The organism is Priestia sp. D51 (genome assembly GCF_053345675.1).
The window spans coordinates 579,534-602,755 of record NZ_JBLTIR010000003.1 but is presented as its reverse complement, the minus strand read 5'-3'; the positions used below and the strand labels follow the sequence as shown (position 1 = coordinate 602,755).

23 protein-coding genes are annotated in these 23,222 nt (G+C 40.1%); 7 read left to right on the top strand and 16 right to left on the bottom strand.

Going from position 1 to position 23,222, the window contains the following annotated elements; translation table 11 throughout:
- Window positions 1–16: 16 nt before the first annotated feature.
- The 4 genes from ACNHOZ_RS14890 to nagE all read right to left on the bottom strand — a co-directional run bounded on the left by ACNHOZ_RS14890 (window position 17) and on the right by nagE (window position 3,568).
- Window positions 17–391: a VOC family protein gene (locus ACNHOZ_RS14890; RefSeq protein ID WP_221832828.1), complete on the bottom strand. Its 375-nt coding sequence runs from the start codon at window positions 389–391 to the stop codon at window positions 17–19.
- A gap of 130 nt (window positions 392–521) precedes the next feature.
- Window positions 522–1,241, bottom strand: a complete 720-nt coding sequence (locus ACNHOZ_RS14885) for a DUF554 domain-containing protein (RefSeq protein WP_033579488.1) — start codon at window positions 1,239–1,241, stop codon at window positions 522–524.
- 151 nt (window positions 1,242–1,392) lie between these two features.
- Window positions 1,393–1,575, bottom strand: coding sequence for a hypothetical protein (locus ACNHOZ_RS14880; protein WP_080754389.1), 183 nt, complete (start codon window positions 1,573–1,575; stop codon window positions 1,393–1,395).
- Window positions 1,576–1,690: 115 nt separating this feature from the next.
- The gene (nagE, locus tag ACNHOZ_RS14875; protein ID WP_255899845.1) at window positions 1,691–3,568 is read right to left on the bottom strand and encodes an N-acetylglucosamine-specific PTS transporter subunit IIBC; all 1,878 of its coding nucleotides are present in this window, start codon (window positions 3,566–3,568) and stop codon (window positions 1,691–1,693) included.
- A gap of 327 nt (window positions 3,569–3,895) precedes the next feature.
- On the opposite strand from nagE, the gene nagA reads away from it, so the two are divergent.
- Genes nagA through ACNHOZ_RS14855 form a run of 4 tightly spaced genes read left to right on the top strand, consistent with a single transcriptional unit; the run spans window position 3,896 to window position 7,347 of the window.
- The gene (gene nagA / locus ACNHOZ_RS14870; RefSeq protein WP_255899842.1) at window positions 3,896–5,080 is read left to right on the top strand and encodes an N-acetylglucosamine-6-phosphate deacetylase; all 1,185 of its coding nucleotides are present in this window, start codon (window positions 3,896–3,898) and stop codon (window positions 5,078–5,080) included.
- Window positions 5,081–5,082: 2 nt separating this feature from the next.
- Window positions 5,083–5,820: a glucosamine-6-phosphate deaminase gene (gene nagB / locus ACNHOZ_RS14865; protein ID WP_447697232.1), complete on the top strand. Its 738-nt coding sequence runs from the start codon at window positions 5,083–5,085 to the stop codon at window positions 5,818–5,820.
- 57 nt (window positions 5,821–5,877) lie between these two features.
- Entirely contained in the window at window positions 5,878–6,603 is a 726-nt protein-coding gene (locus tag ACNHOZ_RS14860) for a GntR family transcriptional regulator (RefSeq protein ID WP_034270436.1), read from the top strand.
- An 18-nt stretch (window positions 6,604–6,621) separates the two neighbouring features.
- Window positions 6,622–7,347: an SIS domain-containing protein gene (locus tag ACNHOZ_RS14855; protein WP_047751446.1), complete on the top strand. Its 726-nt coding sequence runs from the start codon at window positions 6,622–6,624 to the stop codon at window positions 7,345–7,347.
- A gap of 748 nt (window positions 7,348–8,095) precedes the next feature.
- Here the strand turns inward: ACNHOZ_RS14855 and ACNHOZ_RS14850 are convergent.
- The 3 genes from ACNHOZ_RS14850 to ACNHOZ_RS14840 form a co-directional block, all read right to left on the bottom strand.
- A complete protein-coding gene (locus ACNHOZ_RS14850) occupies window positions 8,096–8,554 on the bottom strand; it encodes a GNAT family N-acetyltransferase (protein ID WP_063247605.1) in 459 nt (152 codons plus the stop codon).
- Between the two features lies 1 nt (window position 8,555).
- Window positions 8,556–8,834: a YesK family protein gene (locus ACNHOZ_RS14845; RefSeq protein ID WP_165635632.1), complete on the bottom strand. Its 279-nt coding sequence runs from the start codon at window positions 8,832–8,834 to the stop codon at window positions 8,556–8,558.
- Window positions 8,835–8,978: 144 nt separating this feature from the next.
- The gene (locus ACNHOZ_RS14840) at window positions 8,979–9,488 is read right to left on the bottom strand and encodes an SUKH-4 family immunity protein (RefSeq protein ID WP_223546654.1); all 510 of its coding nucleotides are present in this window, start codon (window positions 9,486–9,488) and stop codon (window positions 8,979–8,981) included.
- Window positions 9,489–9,942: 454 nt separating this feature from the next.
- Here ACNHOZ_RS14840 and ACNHOZ_RS14835 point away from each other — a divergent pair, with 454 nt between their 5' ends.
- Complete coding sequence (locus tag ACNHOZ_RS14835; RefSeq protein ID WP_447697231.1) at window positions 9,943–13,134, top strand: Ig-like domain-containing protein; 3,192 nt, start codon at window positions 9,943–9,945, stop codon at window positions 13,132–13,134.
- Between the two features lie 39 nt (window positions 13,135–13,173).
- Here the strand turns inward: ACNHOZ_RS14835 and corA are convergent, their stop codons facing one another.
- Window positions 13,174–14,145 (bottom strand): magnesium/cobalt transporter CorA, encoded by a 972-nt coding sequence (gene corA / locus ACNHOZ_RS14830; RefSeq protein WP_013055874.1) that lies wholly within the window; start codon window positions 14,143–14,145, stop codon window positions 13,174–13,176.
- 614 nt (window positions 14,146–14,759) lie between these two features.
- On the opposite strand from corA, the gene ACNHOZ_RS14825 reads away from it, so the two are divergent.
- Both ACNHOZ_RS14825 and ACNHOZ_RS14820 read left to right on the top strand, forming a co-directional pair.
- Window positions 14,760–15,131 (top strand): PilZ domain-containing protein, encoded by a 372-nt coding sequence (locus ACNHOZ_RS14825; RefSeq protein WP_028407825.1) that lies wholly within the window; start codon window positions 14,760–14,762, stop codon window positions 15,129–15,131.
- Between the two features lie 76 nt (window positions 15,132–15,207).
- A complete protein-coding gene (locus tag ACNHOZ_RS14820; protein WP_447697230.1) occupies window positions 15,208–16,038 on the top strand; it encodes an LCP family glycopolymer transferase in 831 nt (276 codons plus the stop codon).
- Here the strand turns inward: ACNHOZ_RS14820 and ACNHOZ_RS14815 are convergent.
- The 8 genes from ACNHOZ_RS14815 to ACNHOZ_RS14780 all read right to left on the bottom strand — a co-directional run bounded on the left by ACNHOZ_RS14815 (window position 15,989) and on the right by ACNHOZ_RS14780 (window position 23,071).
- Complete coding sequence (locus ACNHOZ_RS14815) at window positions 15,989–16,261, bottom strand: hypothetical protein (RefSeq protein WP_080968639.1); 273 nt, start codon at window positions 16,259–16,261, stop codon at window positions 15,989–15,991. The two genes, ACNHOZ_RS14820 and ACNHOZ_RS14815, sit on opposite strands and share 50 nt — an antisense overlap.
- A gap of 125 nt (window positions 16,262–16,386) precedes the next feature.
- Window positions 16,387–17,028 (bottom strand): cupin domain-containing protein, encoded by a 642-nt coding sequence (locus ACNHOZ_RS14810; RefSeq protein WP_447697229.1) that lies wholly within the window; start codon window positions 17,026–17,028, stop codon window positions 16,387–16,389.
- Window positions 17,029–17,138: 110 nt separating this feature from the next.
- Entirely contained in the window at window positions 17,139–18,461 is a 1,323-nt protein-coding gene (locus ACNHOZ_RS14805) for an MATE family efflux transporter (protein WP_447697247.1), read from the bottom strand.
- Window positions 18,462–18,523: 62 nt separating this feature from the next.
- Window positions 18,524–19,657, bottom strand: coding sequence for a DUF2087 domain-containing protein (locus ACNHOZ_RS14800; protein ID WP_168760443.1), 1,134 nt, complete (start codon window positions 19,655–19,657; stop codon window positions 18,524–18,526).
- A 166-nt stretch (window positions 19,658–19,823) separates the two neighbouring features.
- Window positions 19,824–19,961 (bottom strand): hypothetical protein, encoded by a 138-nt coding sequence (locus ACNHOZ_RS14795; protein WP_168760442.1) that lies wholly within the window; start codon window positions 19,959–19,961, stop codon window positions 19,824–19,826.
- Window positions 19,962–20,061: 100 nt separating this feature from the next.
- The gene (locus ACNHOZ_RS14790; protein WP_048020478.1) at window positions 20,062–20,520 is read right to left on the bottom strand and encodes a VOC family protein; all 459 of its coding nucleotides are present in this window, start codon (window positions 20,518–20,520) and stop codon (window positions 20,062–20,064) included.
- A gap of 256 nt (window positions 20,521–20,776) precedes the next feature.
- Window positions 20,777–21,640 (bottom strand): GRP family sugar transporter, encoded by an 864-nt coding sequence (locus ACNHOZ_RS14785; RefSeq protein ID WP_014461163.1) that lies wholly within the window; start codon window positions 21,638–21,640, stop codon window positions 20,777–20,779.
- Between the two features lie 453 nt (window positions 21,641–22,093).
- Window positions 22,094–23,071, bottom strand: a complete 978-nt coding sequence (locus ACNHOZ_RS14780) for a carbohydrate kinase family protein (protein ID WP_447697228.1) — start codon at window positions 23,069–23,071, stop codon at window positions 22,094–22,096.
- Between the last annotated feature and the right edge of the window lie 151 nt (window positions 23,072–23,222).

Sequence of the window (23,222 nt, the reverse complement as noted above, 5' to 3'; positions counted from 1 at the left end):
TTCTGGAGCTAACGACTTAACCTGTACAAATCATGACCACATGTCCATCTGGATCTTTTATCGTAAAAAACGAAAAATCATCAAAAAAAGTAATCGGAGAATCAATCGTATAGTCCAGCTCTTTAACAAATTCATACGCTTCTTTAATATCTTCCGTATGGAAATTAAAAATTGGATGGAGACTAGCCACTATTTGTTTTTCTGTTCCTTCTGGGCCAGCATCCAGCGTTAACCCTGTTTCTCCATCAATTTTGAGATTATAAACAGGGTTCTTCACCTGGCTCATCTTGTATTCTTGACTCAATAGCTCGCTATACCATTTTACTGAAGACTTTAAATTGGATACGTGAATAAATACCGTATTCATTTTGTTGAAAACAGGACTCGGCATTTTTAATCCTCCTTTTTGTTTTTCTGTTCATTCTATACCATTATCCACGTATCACTTTATACCTGCTACTTCCTTAACTTTTGCTCATATATACAGAAAAGCTTGCGAATACTATTCACAAGCTTTTTCTTCATAAAAAATATGTATGCTGTACAACTACAATCACAACCGCAATTAAAATCGAAGGCAGTAAATTAGCAACTTTAATTTTAATAATTTCTAATAAATTAATTCCAATTGCTAAAATTAACACGCCGCCTACTCCTGTGACTTCGGCAATGATACTATTCATTAAATCTTGCGGCACAACCGCATTAATTTGCGTAGCAAATAACGCAATGATACCTTCGTACAGAAATACGGGCACCGCTGAGAAAATGACGCCTATTCCAAGCGTAGTCGTTAATAACAATGAGATAAACCCATCCATCACCGCTTTCGTAAACAATACGCTGTGATCGCCTCGTATTCCGCTGTCTAATGCCCCTACAATCGCCATCGCTCCAATAACAAAAATTAGCGTTCCTGTCACAAAGCCCTGTGACATACTAAATGTTTGCTTGTCATTTTGCTGTGATTGAAATTTTCGTTCAATCATATTGCCTAAAAGGTTTAGCTTTTCATCTAAATCAATGAACTCACCAATAACCGCTCCAATGGCTAAACTCAAAATTACAATTAAAAACTGATGACTTTTAAAACCCATTTGCAGACCGAGCGTGATAACGGATAAACCCATCACTTGCATCACCGTCACGCTTACTTTTTCAGGAATGCGGTGAGCAAGCTTGCCCATTAATGTTCCTACAACAATTGCTAATCCATTGACTAATGCTCCTATAATAAACATGCTGTCACCTTTACTTTGAATAATGCCGTTTCTTTTTTCACTTGTTCTACTCCCTCTCTGCTCCGCACTAGCTGTATCAAACACCCTAAATTTTAACACAAAATTCTTTCAATTATGAAGAAAAGAAAAAAGAGATTGAAACGTAACTAGATTACCCCATATAAAAACGAACAAATAGGATACATGAGCTGATTGCTTGCAACAACGCTGTTGATTTCCGTGCAAGGCTTCGCTTTCCGCGGGCGGCCGGTAAGCCTCCTCGTCGCTTATGCTCCTGCGGGGTCTCACCTGTTCCGCTTTTCCCGCAGGAGTCTTCGCCTTGCCCTCCAATCAACAGCCAGAAGCAACTAAATAGATTAAATCTACGTTCACCATCACAATAAAAAGATCCGAACTATGAATCGTTCGGATCTTCTTTTAACTAGAACAGGTTTGTTCCAGACTTTTTATTAAAATGTAATAACGTCTTTTGTACCTTGCTTTTGGTAGCCTGTTTTTAACAGCTTCACTTCTTTATCCGCTGGCAAGTTGGTAAATACAACCGGTGTCACAATCGACGTTGCATTCTTTTTAACATACTCTAAATCCACTTGTAAAAGAGGTGTTCCTTGTTGAACGCTGTCACCTTCTTGAACAAGCGCTTGAAATCCTTCTCCTTTTAAATTCACAGTATCTAACCCAACGTGAATCAGGATTTCAATTCCTTCTACTGTTTTTAAGCCAATCGCATGTTTTGTTGGGAACACGGTCATGACTTCACCGTTAATCGGTGATACGAGCGTTCCTTCAATCGGTTCAATCGCAAAGCCGTCACCCATCATCTTTTGTGAAAACACTTGATCTTCCACTTCACTAAGCGGCTTTACAACGCCTTCAAACGGTAACACAAACTCTGTGTGTGCATCTGCTTGAACAGCCTGTTGTTCAACAGGTGCAGCGGTTGACGCTGTGCCGTATTTAACTAATTGATTCATTGCGTCTGCAACAAACTCTACTTCTGTTCCGACAATGACTTGAACATTTGTTTTATTGAGCTTCATGATTCCTCTCGCTCCGTGGCGCTTTAAGGCAGCTTCATTAATATTGCTAGCATCAGCTACTTGTAAGCGAAGACGAGTCGCACAGTTATCAATTACGGTTAAGTTTTCTTTTCCGCCTAAATCTTCAATAAAATACGATGCCATATCCACATATTTATCGCCTGTTGCTACAACCGTTTCGTTTGGTGTGTCTACTTCTTCATCATCTTCACGTCCCGGTGTTTTTAAATTTAATGCTTTGATCAGCGTGTAGAAAATGACAAAGTAAATGACCGCATATACAATTCCAATTCCCGCTAACAGCAGCGGTTTTTGTGAAATTCCGTAGTTTAAGAAGAAATCAATGGCCCCTGCTGAAAATCCAAATCCAGCGTGAATGCCAAGAGCAACGGCTAAAGCCATCGAAATTCCCGTTAAAACGGCATGAATAACGTATAATAGCGGTGCTACGAACATAAATAGAAATTCAATTGGTTCCGTAATTCCTGTTAAAAAAGAAGTAACCGCAAGTCCGATTAACATACCGCTGACTTGTTTGCGTTTTTCTTTTTTAGCTGCTGCAACCATCGCAAGCGCAGCTGCCGGTAAACCAAACATCATAACCGGGAAGAATCCAGACATGAACGTTCCTGCCGTTGGATCTCCTTTAAAGAAGCGATTCAAGTCTCCCGTTACGCCGTGATAGTCTCCGAATACAAACCACACTAAGCTGTTCAACACGTGATGCAGTCCAATTGGAATTAACAGACGGTTTAAAAATCCGTATATACCTGCACCAAGCGCTCCTGCTCCTGTAATCCACGTTCCTAAGTTGTTAATTTGATCTTGAATCGGCGGCCAAATAACCCCGAAAATTCCTGCAAGCGCAAGCATAACGACTGACGTAATAATCGGTACGAACCGCTTTCCTGCAAAGAAGCCAAGCCACTCGGGCAGCTTAATCGCTGAGAAACGATTGTATAGTAAACCGGCCGTTACCCCTGAGACAATCCCGCCGAGTACACCCATGTTAATATCTTTATCAATAGCTACAGTTCCTTTTGTTAATACAAAATAACCAACGACTCCGGCAAGTGCTGCTGCACCGCTTCCATCTTTTGAAAGCCCTACAGCAATTCCGAGTGCAAACAGTAGTGCTAAATTCGCAAAAATCGCATCTCCGGCTTGAGCCATAAATGGAATATCCAATAAGTCCTTTTGACCCAAACGAAGAAGCAATGCCGCAGCAGGTAATACTGCGATTGGCAGCATAAGCGATTTACCAATACGTTGTAAAAAATTCAGCATGTTTCTATCCCCTTTGTATAACGTATTTAACCCGATGTTACGAGCAAGGATTTTCGTAACAATATTTATCGGATGACAAGTTACCGCATTTACCCCGGCCTATGATTACATCATCAGCTGAAATAAAGGCGGTTTTACTGCATGGACTCATACTAGCACACAAAATATATAGTTGTCTATACCAATTTTCTTTTTAAAAACCTTTCTATATCAACGTTAAAAGCCCTTACAAAACTTTCTAGTTCACAAAAAAGAGTTAACTGGTCTAGACAACTATTCCAAAAAGCGTTACACTTAAATCAATACAACGAGCAAAGGAGTGTATGTATGGATACACATTCATCCATCATTATTTATAATGTAACCGTTTATAGTGAAAATCAGACATTAAAAAACGGGTATATTAAACTAACGAACCAGAAAATTACTGAAATCGGAGAGATCCATCAATACGTACGTCAGCCGAAAGACCATGTAATTGAGCTTTCTCCTTCCTATAAAGTGATTCCTGGTGCCATTGACGTGCATATTCATGGCGTTAACAATGCCGATGCGATGGACGGTACGGCAGAAGCATTAAAAACAATGGCGCGCACGCTTCCAAAAGAAGGTACAACGAGCTTTTTAGCAACTACTATGACGCAGTCGAATGAAGCGGTTGAAAAAGCACTTCGCAACGCGGGCGCTTATATCGAAGAGCAAACAGATGCGGATGCTGAAGTAGTTGGTATTCACTTAGAAGGTCCGTTTATTTCACCGAAACGTGCGGGCGCGCAGCCTCCTACTCACATTCAAGATCCGAATGTGGGACTATTTCAAGAGTGGCAAAAAGCAGCCGGAGGACATATTAAACTTGTTACATTAGCTCCGGAGCAGCCAAACGGCTTAGCGCTTACTTCTTATTTAAAAGAAACAAACGTTGTCGCTTCTATTGGCCACTCCGACAGCACATATGATCAAGTTGATGAAGCCATTGAAGCAGGAGCTTCTCATATTACGCATTTATATAACGGCATGCGCGGTCTTCACCATAGAGAGCCCGGCGTATTAGGCGCCGCTTATTTGAGAGATGAATTATTTGTAGAGCTGATTACAGACGGCATCCACTGCCGACCTGAAATGGTCAAGCTTGCGTACGATCAAATTACAAGTGAACGCATGATTCTTATCACGGATTCTCTTCGTGCCAAATGGCTAAAAAACGGTACGTATGATTTAGGCGGACAGCCTGTTCACGTAAACGACACAACGGCTACCCTTGCAGATGGAACGTTAGCAGGAAGCATCTTAAAGATGAACGATGCAATTAAAAACACGATGAGCTTTACGAACTGCTCATTAGAAGACATCGTAAAGATGACCGCTGAAAACCCAGCAAAACAGCTTAACCTGTTTGATACAAAAGGAAGCCTTAAAGTTGGAAAAGATGCGGATATCGTGGTGTTAAATGAAAACTTAGATGTTGAAATGACATTTTGCCGAGGCACATTGAGCTTTCAAAAGGAGGACTAACAATGAATATCATCCAAGTGAAAAACTACAGTGAAATGAGTGCAACAGCAGCTGATATGCTGATTAGCAAACTTTATGAAAAGCCAAATATGAATCTGGGACTTGCAACGGGAGGCACGCCGAAAGGATTATATGATCGTTTAATTCAAGATCATAAAGAGCACGGTACGTCTTACAAACACGTTACTTCCTTTAACTTAGATGAATATGTCGGAATGAAGCCGCAAGATCCAAACAGCTACCACTACTATATGGCAGATGCGTTATTTAATCACATTGATATTGACGTAAGCAACACACACGTTCCTAACGGCCTAGCTGATACGCCTGAAGAAGAATGCCGCCGCTACGATGAAATGATTCAAAATCACGGAGGCATTGACCTTCAGATTCTTGGAATCGGTCAAAACGGACACATTGGCTTTAACGAACCTGGTACGTCATTCAACTCTCCTACTCATATTGTGACGTTAGAAGAGTCAACGCGAAAAGCCAATGCGCGCTACTTTAATTCTCTTGACGAAGTGCCTACTCAGGCTATTACAATGGGAATTGAATCGATTATGAAAAGCAAAGAAATTTTACTGCTTATCTCCGGGGAAGCCAAAGCAGAAGCGATGTATCAGCTGCTTAACGGAGAAATCACAGAAGACTTCCCTGCTTCTATTTTAAAGAAGCATCACTGTGTTACAATTATTGCGGACCAAGAAGCTTTAGCTAAAGTATCGACTACGGTTTAATTTATAGCCTCCTCGTCTTTTTTAGATGAGGAGGTTTACATAAAGGAGAGAACTTAAGTGATTGATAAAAGCTCACCTCTTCCGATTTATTATCAAATTGAAGAACAGTTAAAAAAACAAATTGAAAACGGAGAGTTAAAACCAAATGATTCGCTTCCTTCTGAACGAGAGTTTGCAGAACGATTTGAAATCAGTAGAATGACCGTTCGCCAAGCGATTAACAATTTAGTAAACGACGGTTATTTATATCGTCAAAAAGGCCGCGGGACCTTTGTATCTGAAAAAAAACTGGAGCAGCAGCTCGTTGGATTAACGAGTTTTACAGAAGATATGAAAGCGCGCGGAATGGTGCCAAGCAGTAAATTGCTGAGCTTTGAAATCATTGCGGCTTCAGAAAAAATTGCCGAGCAGCTGCACATTTCTCTTCATGCACCTGTTTATGAAATCAAGCGTATTCGTTTAGCTGACGACGTGCCAATGGCGCTTGAAAGCGTATATGTATCCGCTAACTTAGTCAAAGGGTTAACAGAATCCATTGTTAACGACTCTCTTTACCGCTATATAGAAGAAGAGTTGGGCCTAAATATTGGCGAAGCCAATCAAACGTTAGAATCCATTTTAGCTTCTGAAACCGAAGTGAAGCATCTTGGAATCAACTCATATTCACCCGTTCTACTGATTCAACGAAATACGTATTTGCAAGACGGCACGCCGCTTGAAGTGGTGAAATCTTCGTACCGAGCAGACCGCTATAAGTTTACGATTAACATGACACGATCTTAAAACTAAGGAGTTTTTTTTATGTCTAGTTTATATCTACAGGAACTAACAAAACTGCTTGCTAAAGTGGAGACGCATGAACAGCAGGCAATAGAATCCGCAGCCGAGAAAATCTCACAGCAATTAGCTTCTCATCACCTCATTCATTTATTTGGGTGCGGTCATTCTCATATTTTAACGGAAGAAGTGTTTTACCGTTCTGGAGGGCTTGCGCCGATTCATCCTATTTTTGTAGAAGAACTGATGCTTCATAAAGGAGCTTCGCGCTCTTCACAGCTAGAGCGTAAAAACGACTATGCCTCCACCTTTATGGAAAAAGAAGATATCGTACCAGGCGATATCATGATTGTCATTTCTACATCGGGCGTAAATCCCGTTCCGATTGATGTAGCTTTGATTGCAAAAGAAAAAGGCGCCTTTGTTATCGGGCTTACCTCTCCTTCTTATGCCACGAGCCGGGCTTCGCGACATAAAAGCGGAAAATACCTTCATGATGTCGTGGATCTTGTTATTAATAATCATATTCCAAAAGGAGACGTTCTTCTTCATCAGCAAGACATTTCCTTCGCTTCTGGTTCTACTGTAATTGGAGGCGCTATCCTAAATGATGTCCTATCTAAAGCCATACAAAAACTGCTCAGCCGCGGCATCACGCCTCCTGTCTTTTTAAGCGGAAACATGGAAGGTTCAGATGAACATAACCAGCGGTTGATTGATGCTTACAAAGGAAGAATTACTGCCCTATAACAGCCCCTGCGGCTGTTTTTTTGCACAAAAAAAAGATGCTTGAAAGCATCTCATCAAAGTCGGACTGTACGATTTGGACTAGATCTCCTCTTTATCAGTAGAAGTCTTGTTCACAGCACCATAACCTACTTATCCGACATAATTACTATGTTTAACATAAGTATACTCTTTTATACCTTAGGTGTCAAATAAGTTATAAGAAATTTCGTAGTGCATTCATTTAAAGATTTTTTTTCAGTAATGTTCTAGCTGGGTTTTAGCTTCTTTCATAATTATCGTATGTATGATTTCATCCGTAATGTTAAAATAATTTACCATACTTAACTTATAGATTTTACATATAAATTCCTGCCAAAGTTTTGTATAAGATTTCTTGCCGCATCTCACAAAAAAGAACCTGCATCAAAACTGATGCAGGTTCTTCCCTTCATATCATGCTAATTATTTCATGTTCATTTGCCCTTGTAGGGCCCTTTCGCTACGTATATCGGTTCATAACGAGAGTGCCAATTGTCAGATCAGAATATCTGCTTTTCATGTGAGGTAATACGTTTGCTGAAGTTGCTGTTAAGTATTCCAAAACTAAACCAGTCCCTTCATGAAGCTAAGTATTTACCTTTCACAGTAGCCTTAGAAAAATTTCTATCGGCTCTGTACTATCTGTATACCACGTTTCAATTGAACTAAACGAAAAAATTCATTTTAATCAAAAAATTCTTACCACGGGGATACAACCATTAACAGCCAATTACAAATGGAGCTTTAATCCTTCATGAGAAACTGTGAATCCAAGCTTTTGATAGAAACGCAAAGCCTCCGATCGTTCCTTGTCCGTTGTTAATTGTACTAACTGACAATTACGTTCTTTCGCTCGTTCAATCGCCCATGTAATCAGCTGATAGCCAACCCCTTTTCCGCGCTGTGACGAAGCGGTTCGAACTCCTTCAATCGTGGCTCTCCACCCGCCTTGTCTTGCAATGTGGGGCGTAAAGGTTATTTGTTGAACACCTATTACTTCACTATCTTTACATGCGACAATCAGCTCATTGTTTGGATCCGCATCAATTGCCTGAAATGCTTGGACATAACAGTCTGGAAGCGGTAATTCATAGCGTTCTCGTTTACTTCCGAGCATATCATCCGCGAGCATTTCAACAATTTGATCCAAATCTTCTCGCACTGCTTCTCTAAAGGTTATCTCTCCCATTTTATACAGCACCTTTCCCTCGTCCATTTATGATATTAAAAAGAACGCTGACGAACAAGCTCAGAACCGACGCCAAAAACAAAGCAGCCGCTAAAGCACCAAGACTCATTCCTTCAAAGCCGCTAACTCCAAATATGCTATATAGAAATAGAAATATGCTTATTAGCATGCTGCTAAGTGAAATTCCGTACTGGACGGGCGAGTTTCTTCTATAGAAGAAATACGACGCACCAAAAAGCAGCACGAAGAAAGCACCCATTAATCCAAATAAAGAAATCATTTACACCCTCCTCCTTCTCTAAAAAAAGGAATTTATATCCATTATATACTATCATTTTTATTTATTCTATCTATATTAATAGTCCTGCAGCCACAACTAAATAGACATGACCAAAACGGCCATGTCTATTTTTCTACTATATTATTAAAAAGAAAGTTCTTTGAACCAAAAAGAATAAGGGGCTAAGCAAGCTTCATCAATTTCATTCATACGTTTTTTGCATCGCTGCAGCACCTCAGCAGGAATGTGTCTCTCTAAGTATGCAGATTCTCCGTTCGCTTGAATCGTTTCTTCTACTAGCTCTTCAAACACATCTAAGCATGCTAAAAACTGCGGAAAAGTTGTATTCACGAAACGCTCGCAGTCATCGTTGGACGTATCGAGCAGCACAACCGAACCGTTTTTTTGATGAAGACAAATTGGATCTCCAGCCCCTGTTGTTCCTAAAAACCAATAGTGCTGGTAGCGAGATGATAACTCAAATGTTTCGCATAATGTTGTTAGCTTTCCTTTGGATGAAACGAACTCTAGAAATGGTGAAGCTTCTTTGGGCAATCCTTTTTCTGTTAGCAACTTCTTTGTCTCTTTATCAATATCAAGGGGTGCAAGCTGTTCGGCATCAAACTTCATTCGTTTTTCCTGTCGTTGCATCACATTTGACAACTTCTTTCACTCCTTTTCACCATTTGCTCTTTCTTTGCTTTTGTTTATTATAAAAGAAATCCAGCTCGTATTATATGCTACAAATGAACTTAATTAGACTGAAAATTTTTCCAATCTTTATTTATATAGCCCGATTTCCCCTTTATAAACACAGGTAAAAAGAAACCGATCAGATTTTCTCCAACAGATTCTGCTTTTAAAAATAATTCTCATTCCCTTCTTCCCTTGTCAGCGTACTTTCGCCTCTTACAAATAGGCTCAATCTTTATTATTCCAATTTTTTCTACTTTTTGCAACTAGGACTTATCTCACCATTTTTTATGCGAGATTAATAACTTGACAAAATACTAAAATAAGCAACAGTAATTATTTACAAGTTTTTAAACTTTATGGTTTAATAGGTATGTAATTCCTGTTTTTTACTATATTTTTTTGGAGGTTTAACATGAAAAAAGGGTCAATTTATCGTTTTATTGCTTTTGCTTTAATGTTCACCTTGTGTTTTAGCCAATTAGGCTTACTGAAAACACAAGCAGCAGGCAATCCTCCTGCTAATGAAAAAACATTAAGCATTGGTAAAGCAGCAAAAGGAACATTTACAGAACCAGAACAAACGCATTGGTACAAAATTAATCCTTCTAAGCAAGAGGTAGCAAAATTTTCACACTACCGAATTAAGCTTCAAAGTGATGATGAAGTAAACATCACGGTTTACTCTAGCCTTGAAAATGCCAAAAACAACGTGGCATTTGACCGTTATATGGGATACTCTTACAAAGACGAGCCTGCTCAGCTTGATTTTCCAATCGCCTGGACTGGCCCTTATTATGTGAAAGTTGATTATTATGGAGATGAAGATATCATCATCGAAGACGATACAGAAGAAGAGGGAAAAACACCTTCTGAACCTCAACCGGAATTAAAAACAGAAGTTCCTTACACAATCAGCTATGAAGGCGCTTCACTTCCTCCTTCTCAAATGATGGAAGAAGAATGCCCGGCTGAATTAAGTACAAGCCAAAAAGAAAACGGAAAAGGTATTTTAAAAGATTTGCGTACGATTCGTGACGCTGTGCTTTCAAAAACAGCAAGCGGAAAAGACCTTTCTTCTCTTTACTACAAAGCCGCTCCGTTTATCAGCTCTAAAATGATTATCGATAAATCAATGCGCGAACAAGTATACAAAGATTTAGTTCAGCTAAAAGGTTTATTTACAGATGTAGCGAAAAACGGCGCATCAAGCACATATATGATTACAAGTGCTGATCAAAAAGCAATCAATGATTTATACAGCATCGCTTATAAATCCGTTCCGGCTGCTTTAAAGAAAGACTTAGAAAAAATAGCAGCACAGACAAAATTAAAAGACGTAACGGACTTAAACGTATCGTCTGTATTAGTAAGAGCTAAGTTAGTCAGCGCAAACAGCGTTTCAACAAAAGCGGAAACTCGCTATATTGTTAAATTAAAAGATGGTGCAAATGCAAAGTCATTTAAAACAAAAGCACAGTCAAAATCAGCAAGCATTGAATCTATTAATCCATTAAAACAATCAGCTGCTTCTTTTGATAATATGTTTGTTATTCAATTAGATGACAGCAATGGAAAAAGCTTCAGCACGTCGTCTGCTCAAGGTAAAATGACGGCAAAACAAATTCAGGCACTTCCTGAAACTGAATTTATCGAGCCGGTTCAAGAGTACCACGCTCTTTCAATGGATTCACAATATCCGTATCAATGGTCATTAAACAACACGGGTAAAAATGACGGTACTCAGCATGCCGATATTCAATACGAATCACTTGAAAAATTACTAAACGGGCAAAAATTAAAAGATACGGTTATTGCCGTTGCGGATACGGGCGTCGATTCATCACTAGCTGATTTAAAAGGCGTAGTGGATACAAAGACTGGATACAACTACGTGGATCGTTCGTCGAATGCAACTGATGACAACGGACACGGAACTCACGTAGCAGGTATTATCGCAGCCTCTGCAAACAATAACTATTCAATGGCCGGCATTAATTCTCACGCAAAAATTTTACCGGTTAAAATTTTAGACGCATCTGGAAGCGGAGATACAGAACAAATTGCGTATGGTATTAAATACGCGGTCGATCACGGTGCAAGAGTTATTAACTTAAGCCTTGGCGGATCTTACAGCCGCGTGCTTGAATATTCATTAAAATATGCATACGACCATAACGTAACGGTTGTAGCAGCAAGCGGAAATGACGGTATGGAAGAGCTCTCTTACCCAGCTTCATCTGCCTATGCGATTTCAGTAGGCGCGTCAAACCGTTTAGATATCGTATCTGACTACTCAAACTATGGAAAAGGATTAGATATTACAGCTCCAGGCTCTGATATTCCAAGTCTTATTCCAGACGGAAACGTTACTTACTTAAGCGGAACATCAATGGCAACACCTCACGTGGCAGCCGTTGCGGGATTATTACTGTCCCAAAACCCAGGCTTAAAGCCAAAAGACGTTGAAAAACGCCTAACGGACACAGCTAAAGATATTAAGTTTGACGAGAAAGATGCTCCTGTATACGATGATGAAGAAAGTCCAGCAGAACCTCCTGCTCCAGGCTACGATTACGTATCAGGATGGGGACGTTTAAATGCGTACAGCGCGGTAAGTGCACAGCAGCTGCAAGCGCAGGTAAATACATTTGTCAGCACGCAAAAAGTTGTTACAGGTAAAGCTCAAAGCGGTTCAACTGTTAAAGTAATGAACGGCTCAAAAACACTTGGCACTGCCAAAGCTGATGCAAAAAATACGTTCTCTGTGAACATTCCAGCTCAAAAAGCTGATACCGTTTTACAAGTGGTTGTCACAAACGGAAAAGCAAGCACAAGCATTCGTGCAGTTGTTCAAAAAGCACCTGCCAAACCAGCGGTAAAAGCCGTGACGAATAAAGATGAATACGTAACAGGAACGTCTAAAGCGAATTTTACGGTAAATGTTAAAAACAGCGCTAAAAAAGTGATTGCTTCGGCAAAAGCTGATGCAAAAGGCGCGTTCAAAGTGAAGATTCCAAAACAAAAAGAAAACACAGTCTTGTATATCACGGCTACAAACAGCCAAAAACAAGAAAGTGAAGAAGTAAAAGTAACGGTGCGTGACGTTATTGCTCCAAATGCACCTAAAGTGAATCCAGTCAGCGACGCGGATACAGCTATTAAAGGAACAGCAGAAGCAAATGCATCTGTTGTAGCCAAAGTGAACAACAAAGAAATCGGCAAAGCAAAAGCTAACGCAAAAGGTCAGTACAGCATAACGATTAAAAAACAAAAAGCGGGTACAGCAATCAGCGTAACAGCAGCAGACGCAGCTAACAACACAAGTAAAGCTACGACTGTAAAAGTGAGCGATAAAACTCCTCCTGCTGCACCAAGCGTAAATGCTGTCACAACAAAAAGCACGGCTGTAACGGGTAAAGCAGAAGCAAATGCTACCGTAACAGTAACCGTAAACAAAAAAAGCATTGGCTCTGCTGCTGCTAACAGCAAAGGACAATACTCAGTAAAAATTAAAAAGCAAAAAGAAAAAACAGTCTTAAGCGTAACCGCAAAAGACAAAGCGAACAATACGAGTAAAGCAACAACAAAAACGGTGACAAAATAAAGAAAAAAGGCGCTTGGCTTATGGCCAAGTGCCTTTTTGTTATAACAGCTGTTTGTTTTTAAAGTATTTCCACATTCCCCACGTTAACACAATTAACATAACAATAATAACAGCAGTAGCCCAGTGGGAATTTTGATATGGAATCGGTACGTTCATTCCAAAAAATCCGGTTACGAACGTTAGCGGAAGCATAATTGTTGAAATTAACGTTAAGACATTTAGCTTTTCAGATGAAGTTGCATTGGTAATAGAATAATACGTATCAAGCGCACTGTTTACGAGGTCTCTAAATGTTTCAGCAGAGTCTACAATACGCTCCAAGTGGTCAAGCAGGTCAATGTAGAAAGGAACATTTTCTTCTCGTATGTCGAATTTCCACTTTCCATTAACCGTTAAGAAAATTCGGCGCTGAGGCAGAATAACGCGACGGATTAAGATAATCGTTCTTTTTAACGCCAAGAACTCTTCCGTCACTCCGCGGACTTCTTTGTTGTAGATTTCATCTTCTAATTCATCAATACGCATGTCAATTCGGTCTAAAATCGGAAAATATTCGTCCGTGATGCCATCAATCAAAGCATATAGCAAAAAGTCGGCGCCGCGGTTCATAAACTTTGGATAGCGTGAGCACACAGCATCCATTTTGCGAAGCCAGCCCATTTTATGTTTATGAATCGTCACTACGTAATTTGATCCGACAAAGGCATTTAACTCAAGCGTGGTAATCTCGTCATCACTTTCTTCGTTATAGCGAAGGGCGTGAAAAACGAAAAATTTATAGTCTTCGTAATCATCCATTTTAGCGCGAGGACTGTCGTGTAAGCAGTCTTCGATCGCCAATGGGTGAAAATCGAATAATTTAGCAATTTGAGCAAGCTCTTGTCCGTGGACATCATACAGATCAATCCACAGCAAATTATCAGGATTGCGCAATTTCTCATGCACGTCTCCTAAATCAAGATTCGTTACCATTTCTTTTGTTTCATCATCATATAAGTATGTTTTAATCATTGATTTTTCACCTCACATCATTGAGGCATTAAGGAGTATTTTCCTTCGTTGAAATGAGAGGAACACATACACCTTTGTTGCCCCTATCTTGTTTTGCAGTAACCTTCATCGAAATGGGGTCATCAGTGCCCATTCATCTCACCTCCTAATTAGTTGAAGGAACGCTGACTTGTAATACAGCTACTTCACAAAGTTTAATTTTAACATACAATCCAACTCTAGCGTAGCGCTTTTTTCAAAACCTTTCCCTCACCATTTAAAGTTTCAAACAAAACTTCCGATACTATAAAAGCAAGTTATTATGCCCTTATTTTACAAAAGCCCTACTAGTATACCCGCTAGTTAATAATACGATAGTACTTACAAACAGCAAGCACTACCCCAGACCTCTCGAACCCTCCCACAAAGGTCTACCTAAGCGGAGGCCACCAACCCCGCAAGGGGGGTGACCTCCGCTTAGGTCTAGAATCTCTACCATGGCCGGTCTGTGGCCATGGTAGAGATTCTACATCGATAAACATTATATGGGGGATGGGGAAAAACGTGTAGGAATTTTTAGACTTTCATCGAATACTTACTTAACAAACTTAGATTACGAAAAGGACTGATGATACATGCATTTTAAACGTGAAGAACCGTTTCGCTTTTTATTTGAGACTCCCATTGTTGGAACGTTTTCCATTGCTAAATACGACAACAAAGAAATCGATTCTAAGCCAGGTCCTTTGTCCGTTATCGACCTTTCACCAAAAGGAATCAAAATAATCACGCCGCTTGATTTACCTATTTTCAACCATCAAATTCAGCTAAAAATCAGCTTTTATTTAAATGAAAAACCGATCCATATTACCGGGCTTTGCGTGTGGAAAGAAAAACGGCACACCGAATACCTTTATGGCATCGAAGCGTTTAACGATGTGGAAGAACAAGCGATTTTAATTACAGAACTCAAAACCTACGCCAAGAAAAAGCAAGATAAGCAATAAAAATAGCGCTCATTTGTTTTACTCCCCTTTTAAGATGGCAATACTACGAACGACTTCGATAGAAAAAGGTGAGACGATGAGCAGCAAAGCAAAAAAAGAGTGGATTGGCGGTCTCGTACTATTTTTACTCGTCAGTTTTGTCAGCATCACATTTGCAGGCTATCATACGGTGAAAGCTGCCGTTGATCAAACGTATGTACCGCTTGAGCATGGTAACAAAACACACGTCAATTTAAAAAAAGGGCAACCGTTTTCCCTGCTTTTAATTCAAGAAAACCATCAAAATACGTCATTTGTGTATATGACTGTTAATAAACAGCATGAATCAATAAAGATGACCCACTTGCCAGGGTCAACTCAGCTCGGCAATGAAACCCTGCGAACTATTTATCACCAAGGAAATATGAATGCTGTTATAAAGAAAGTTGAAGCATATGCAAAGCTTCCTGTTGATTATTATGTCAAAATGGATCAGCAGTCAGTCGTCGATGCTGTAGATAAATTAGGCGGCATTATCGTCACAAACAAACGTGCTTTTGAACACAGCAACATTGTTTTTCCAAAAGGATCGATTCGCCTTAACGGAAAAGAAGCACTTGTTTATTTAAAGGAGCGGAATGAACAAGACGTCTTTACGGCGCATGAAAGACAGCTGTCCGTCGCGAAAGCCATTTTCAGCCAAGCAGCTACGATTCCCAATGTTACAAAGCTGCATTCTCTTGTATTTACGCTGGCTGATCACATTGAAACCAACGCAACGTTTAATGATATCAAACGGATTCAAAAAACCTATAAGCCGGCCGTTGCTCACGTAGACAAGCAGCAGTTTCCGCAAAACGAATGGAATCAAAAACAAGTCACAACCCGTCTACACAAGCACTTAGAACGTGAGGAGCTGTTTTTATAAAAGACGCCTCACGAAAATGAGGCTGGGACATAACAAAATGAAACCAATCTAAAGACGACCAAAGGAGATACATAAGCTGAACTGCTTGTGACACCGCAGTTGATTTCCGTGCAAGACTTCGCTTTCCGCGGGCGGCCGCTGAGCCTCCTCGTCGCTTGCGCTCCTGCGGGGTCTCATCTGTTCCGCTTTTCCCGCAGGAGTCTTCGCCTTGCCCTCCAATCAACTGCTAGAAGGAATGAAACAAATGAAATCTACGTTCACTATAACAGGAAAACGAACCGTGAATTAAAGATTCATGGTTCGTTTTTCACTTCGCCTAAAAGGCTTTTATCCCAGCCTCTTTTTTTGCTACTTATCTTCAGCAGGCACTACTTTTTCATTTATCTTAACCACAATTCGTTCATCCCGTTCATCTTTGAGATAGCTCTTTTGATAAAAAGAATGATTAGGCGGCCCAATGATAACCGTATCGGTAATCGGAGCAACGGCTTCTGCTACTTCGCTTGCACTTACTCCATACGCTTTCTGAAACACAATAGGAGGCGTTAAGCGGAGCACGTCGGATCCTTCTGTAGACTCAAATTGATCGTTGTTAAAAAAAAGATGCAGGTGCGCTTCTTCCGATAGCGGTTCGATCCAGTGCCACCAGCCCATCGGTATAAAAACAACTTCGCCTTCTTTTATCCGGTAATTGTGCATGCTGCTTGTATCAGGGTCTAAGATAGACACCTGCACTTCACCTGAAACGACGACATCTAATTCCCACGCATTTGGATGCCAGTGCGGCTCTCTCATATGCCCTTTCGTCATATATAAATCAACAAACGCACCTCCGAGCATGGCAGGCAGCTGAGTTGAGGTTAGCTGATACGCTATATTTTGGTCGTTTCGTTTGAACAGGACGTTTTGCTTATAATTCACTGACAGATTAGGCGTTCCTGAGCTTTTTTTAATATTTGAATTATCCGGCACAAATCCAGATTTGCTCATAGTGTCATACCCTCTTTTCATTAAAAAGTTATATGCACTATCCTATTAAAACTCTTTGCTAAGGGTGTTTTAATTAGAAAAAATAAAAAACGAGCGTTTCCGCTCGTTTTTTATCCGACAAGGCGTTCAATTTTCTTTTTCTTCCATACAAATTGATAATAGCTGTACTGCAGGATTAAGCTGACCACAAACGCCGCTGGATATCCGATCCAAATCCCTTTGATTTCAAGAGACGTGAACTGCGATAACACGTAGGCTACGGGCACTTCCACACACCAAATCGCCATAATGCTAAATACCGTAGGCCAAAGCACCGTACCGCTTGCTCGCATCGTAGCGGTAATAATTTGCGCATGACCGAAAATCAAATAGCTCCAAAGCGTTATCACTAACAGCTCTTCGGCAATATGGAGCGTGTGCTGATTTGTTAAAAACAGTGCTAATATTTGATTGGAAAAGAGATAAATAAGTAAAATCAACACGCTGCCAATAACATAATTCAGCATAATTCCAGAGCGAATCACTTCTTTTAAACGCTCAAATTTATTGGCACCAATCGACTGCGCCGCAAAAATAGAAACCGCAATTCCTAAGCTGATTGCCGGCATTTGTACATAGCTTGCTACTTGGTTCACCGCTCCGTACGCTGCTGTAGCGTCTGAGCCAAATCCGTTTACAAACGTAATGACCGCAATTTCAGAAAGAGAAACTAAAATCATATTGATACTAGCGGGAATCCCTAAACGCATAAGCAGCTTTAACAGCGTTCCGTCCATTTTTAATGAAATGGATGAGTCAAACTTTAACGGATGATTTTTCCTACGCAAATAGATAATCATAATAATGAACGTTAATACGGTTGAAAACACCGTTGCGTACGCAGCGCCGTACACGCCAAGCTTTGGCACTCCAATCCATCCGAAAATTAAAATCGGAAGAAAAATCAGGTTTAAGACCGTACTCACAACTAAAAAGTAGAAAGGCGTTTTAGAGTCTCCGGTTCCGCGCATAAACGTCGTATAAACAAAGTATAAAAACAAAACAGTAATCGCCACAAACAAAATGCGCGCATAGTGAACCGTTACGTCAATAATATTAGCCGGCGTTCCCATAATCCGAAGAATCTCCGGAGCAAATATGCTTCCCAAAACAGCAAGCACAATTCCGACCAAAAAGGTAAACGTGAGCGTGGTACCGATAATTTCTTTCACTCGTTTTTCATTTTGTGCCCCGTACGCTTGCCCGATTAAAATGGAACTTCCTGACCCAATTCCAATTGAAAACGACACGAGCAGGAAAAACAGAGGAAAAAACGCGGAAATAGCGGCTAACGCATCAACTCCAAGCGCTCTTCCGACAATAATACTCCCTGCCAGCTGCCCAACGGACTGCATGGCATTACTTAACATAAGCGGAATCAAAAACACAAGCATCAGCTTACTGACGGATTTTTCTGATTCCACTACTTCACTTTTCACATCTTGATTCTTCACACCTATTTCTCCTTTGTATCAGCTTTCGGCGAATGATAGCCTTTTTCGCCGTAAGGCTGCAGCTTCTCTAACCATTTCGCTTCTAGTTTTAGCAAATCCTTTTTTGAAAGTGCTTTTTCTTCTTCTCTTTTAATCGTTTCCAGCATCTCAATTGAAAAAGCATCCGCACCATACGTATTCCACTCATCTTGAAGCTCTTTATTTTGATGAGTGTTCGTCTTTAACGTGAACTTTACGCCGTTTAACGTTTTAACGTTAGGCGTAGAGCCAATATAAATCTTATCGTTGTGAAGGTTTTTAATTTGATACACGCCGCCTTCTGTTTTTACTTCTTTCGCTAGCTGCTTCATTTGTTTTTTGTAGTCTTTTGAGTCCATACTCATCTCTGTCTCTCCTTTTCTCCAGTAGCTGCTTCCGTCTGCGCTGCGCTCTAAGAACCCGTACTCAATTAAATAGCGTCGCAGCACCGCATAGTCGTCATAAAAAGGTGTTAACCTATCATTTACTTCTTTTTCGGTATACGTTGCGCCAAACTCAAAATGCCCGCTTAATTCTTCAAGAACAACAAGACGGTGTTTTTCTTGCAAATGAAAAGTACGAAGCGGTCCGTTTAAACCTTGCGGAAAATTCTTCGCTAAAATCTTTTCACGCTCTTCATCACTGACGCTGTAGCGCTGACTTCTTCTAGGCACCGTATTTGTTACGGGTACCGCCTTCTCTTCTTCCCCTTCATTTAACAGTTCCATCAGCGTTAAAAACACTTTTGCCTGACGCTCTTTTTTCTTTAATGTAAAGCGGTGATTCCGAATGGTGGATGAACTGCCGATTCCCATTTCTTTTTGAATATCACTATCACTTTTTCCTTCTTTAAAAAACTTCACTAAATTTTTTTGATGATCAGAAAGACCGGTTACCTCTTTATCTAGCCCTATTAAATGATGAAATACAGATCCGTGCTGCTGTTCAATATGAAGCTTCATATAACGTTTTGCTTCATAAAAAACACCTTCCACCGGATAAATAATGCCTTTTTCAATACTTTCACCGCACAGTAAGCAGTGGTAGTGATCTTCGCTTTCCCCGTATCCTTTTTTCATATCTTCAAAAGATGATTCCCAAAACAAGTCGTTTACCATTTAAATAGACACCTTTCTATTTTGTTTATTAATTTATAAACAAATATATTATATGTTTATTATTATGTCAATTCTACGTTTATGATACATAAAAAAAGTTGAGACATAACGAAATCAACCCAACCTAAAGACGAACAAATGAGATACACGAGCTCATATAAATCGCTTATGACACCGCAGTTAATTTCCGTGCAAGGCTTTGCTTTCCGCGGGCGGCCGGTAAGCCTCCTCGTCGCTTATGCTCCTGCGGGGTCTCACCTATTCCGCTTTTCCCGCAGGAGTCTTCGCCTTGCCCTCCAATCAACTGCTAGAAAGACCTACACATATGAAACCTACGTTTACCATAACTAAAAAAACGAACCGCTAATCAAACACGTTGATCAGTGGTTCGTTTTTCACTTGTGCTAAAATAATTTCGTCCCGATCTCTTTATTCCATTCACTTAAATACGGAAAATCCTTAGATACAACGGGCTCATCATTCAAAAGCGTAATTAACTCCAAGCTGTTACCGTCAGGGTCATTAAAGTACACGCACGCTGCCGGCATCCACGTATGAACAATTGGCTCTGTCTGCGGCTTTCCAAACGACGTTTCTTCAGGTTCAATACCTTTTGAACGCAGCCACGTTAACGCTTCATGAATATCTGCGGCTTCAATTCCAAAAGCAAAGTGACTTCTTTTCAACTCTTTTTCGTCTGTTTCCCAAAGACCAAGCATTTGCTTTTGTTCCCCAACAAAGAAAAAAGCACAGCGCCGCTCTTCAATTTTATGAACAAACGTCAGCCCAAGATGTCTATAAAACTCAATCGAATCCTCCAAACTCCGAACCTGTACATGCGTCTCATAAATACTCTTAATCATAGCCTCTCCCCCATCCTTTCCTACTATTATAAGCCATTTCACACCAAACAGCTTCCTAACAAAGAATGAAAAACAATCATACTTAAGAACGAGAAACACTCACACAAACGTACAGCTTGGAAATCTCCAAGAGCACTATGGATTTGACTTTACCTAAGGTTTTGAGGCTACCCCGCAAGGGGTGCCTCAAAACCTTAGGTCTAGAAAAACCCCCATGGCTGCACTCTAGCCATGGGGGTTTTTCTACATCGATATATTAAGCGTGGGCTTTTGCGAGGCCTATGCAGATACCGCCTGAAATAATCAGTACACTCGCAAGAGATACATAAAACAATTGACGCTTTGTTTTCTTTTCTCCCAAGAAGACAATACCGCCAAAGATAGAAATAACGATACCCATTTGCGATAATGAAAAGCTTGTTGCTACGCCTAGTCTTGATTGAGATAAGAATAAGAACATGTTTCCAGATGCCCAGATTAGACCTGGTAAGATATTACGAATCGTATATTTGTTAAATGGCTTATGTTTGTATGTAATGATTAAACCGCCAATTAACATACCAATTGCTTGCGGGAATAGTGCTGCCCATGCGTCTACGTTGAAAATACGTGCGATAACTACGTAAACTAAGAATCCAAGACTTGAAATGATAAGAGTGATAACTCCTTTTTTCGTTTGTCCTGGAGTCCCTTGTGCTCCTTCTTTTTTACCGTCTAATGAAGAAAGCACAACGCCTGCTAGTATTAAAAGAATCGCAATAGATCCAAGCACAATCGTTTGAAGCGTTGACCATTCTTTAAATACAATAACACCAAAAAGAGCTGTTGATACTAATTGCATACCCGTTGAAATCGGCATTGACTTTGAAACACCAAGGTATGGAACACTTTTAAACTGATTACTTTGACCTACTGACCAGAACAAACCTGAAACAATTCCGACAATAACAAGCGTTGGCGTTAACACCGGCTGAACAATCATAAACTGAACAAATGAAAGGATCAAAGCTCCAATAATTGTTCCAAGCGTTTGACTGTAAGGTCCACCGCCCATCTTCATACTAACTAAAATCATGCTTCCCCACGCAACGGAAGGAAGAACACCTAGCAAAATATCCATCTTTCTCTTAACCTACTTTCCTATTTCTAATCTATGTACATCGTATGTAACGACCTGCTGCTTTTCTTTTACCAAGGGCTACAGACTTGTTGCCTCTTGAATATTCCCCCAAAGGTTCACCTAAGCGTCTGATGCCTACCCCGCAAGGGGGGCAACAGACGCTTAGGTCTAGAAAATTTAATAGGATCGCTCTTTAATCCTATTAAATTTTCTACATCGATAAATATATAACGTTTTCATAAATGGTGGTAAAACTGCTATTTCTTGCTGCTCGTATTATACTAACACGAACATTTATTATTTAGCTAGAAATTTTTTTGATTATTTTTTAAAAACAGAAAAATTTTTTTTCTTCTTGCTCCGCAGCTCGCTTTTTCCTCTTATGTGATCTGCAATCAGCAGAAACGGACGCCTCTGCTGATTGAAAATAAGAAGAGATAAAGCCTTTTCATTTTAGTTAGCTACAGGCTTGCAAAATTGCTCGACTACTTCTTTGGCTGGAATGGAACTGATCGCACCTTTTCCAATTGTCGTTAAGGCACCGCTTGCATTGGCAAAGCGCAAAATAGCATCGTGGTCTGAGTCAAGAATAGCCGTTAAGTTTTCTTGTGACACATCGCGGCTTAATAGCTGATAAAGGAATCCGCCAATAAACGCATCTCCTGCACCTGTTGTATCAACAACCGCTACTTTGTAACCGTTTGATTCATAGACAGCTTCTTTTGTATAAAGCGTTGCGCCTTCTGCACCTTTTGTGAACACAACTACTTGAACGTCACCTGTAAATAGAGACTGAATCGCTTGCTGTTCATCTTCAATGCCTGTGATAAACGTTAGCTCGTCGTCTGAAATTTTGACAATGTGCGCTTGAGGAATAAATTCTAAAATCGTTTGACGGCATAGCTCATGGTCTTTCCACAGTGGAAGACGTACATTTGGATCAAAGCTGATAACTCCACCTTTTTCTTTCATGCTTTTAATCGCTTTCATATGAGCGTATTTCATAGGACTTTCAACTAAATCAACCGAACAGAAATGAAGAAGATCGTTGCTTGCAAACCAATCAGGGTTAATTTCGTCTTCCGTTAACAATAAATCTGCTGAAGGATTACGATAGAAGCTGAAATCTCTTTCTCCGTCTTCACGCAGAGAAACGAAAGCTAAAGCTGTGTTTGCTTCTTCTGTACGATAGACCATATCAGTACCTACTCCTACTTCACGAAGCGTATCTACTAGAAAGTCTCCAAACGCATCTTCTCCAACTTTTGTAATAAGCGCTGACTCATTACCGTATGTAGCAACAACTGCCGCAACGTTTGCCGGCGCTCCGCCTGGCACACGCGTAAACGATTCCACTTCTTTCAATTGAAGACCTTTTTGAGCTGGAATCATATCAATTAATACTTCACCGATACTAAATAACTTACCCATTCTATTCACCTTACTTTTCTTTTTTGTCATATTGTCATACTATGTTCCAAAAAATCCTTAAATCAAATTATACGTCCCAAACATCTTTTTCGTAAAGAGAAATTTCCAATTTATTTTAAAAAAATCGCAAATTATCGTTTTTTTCTCACAA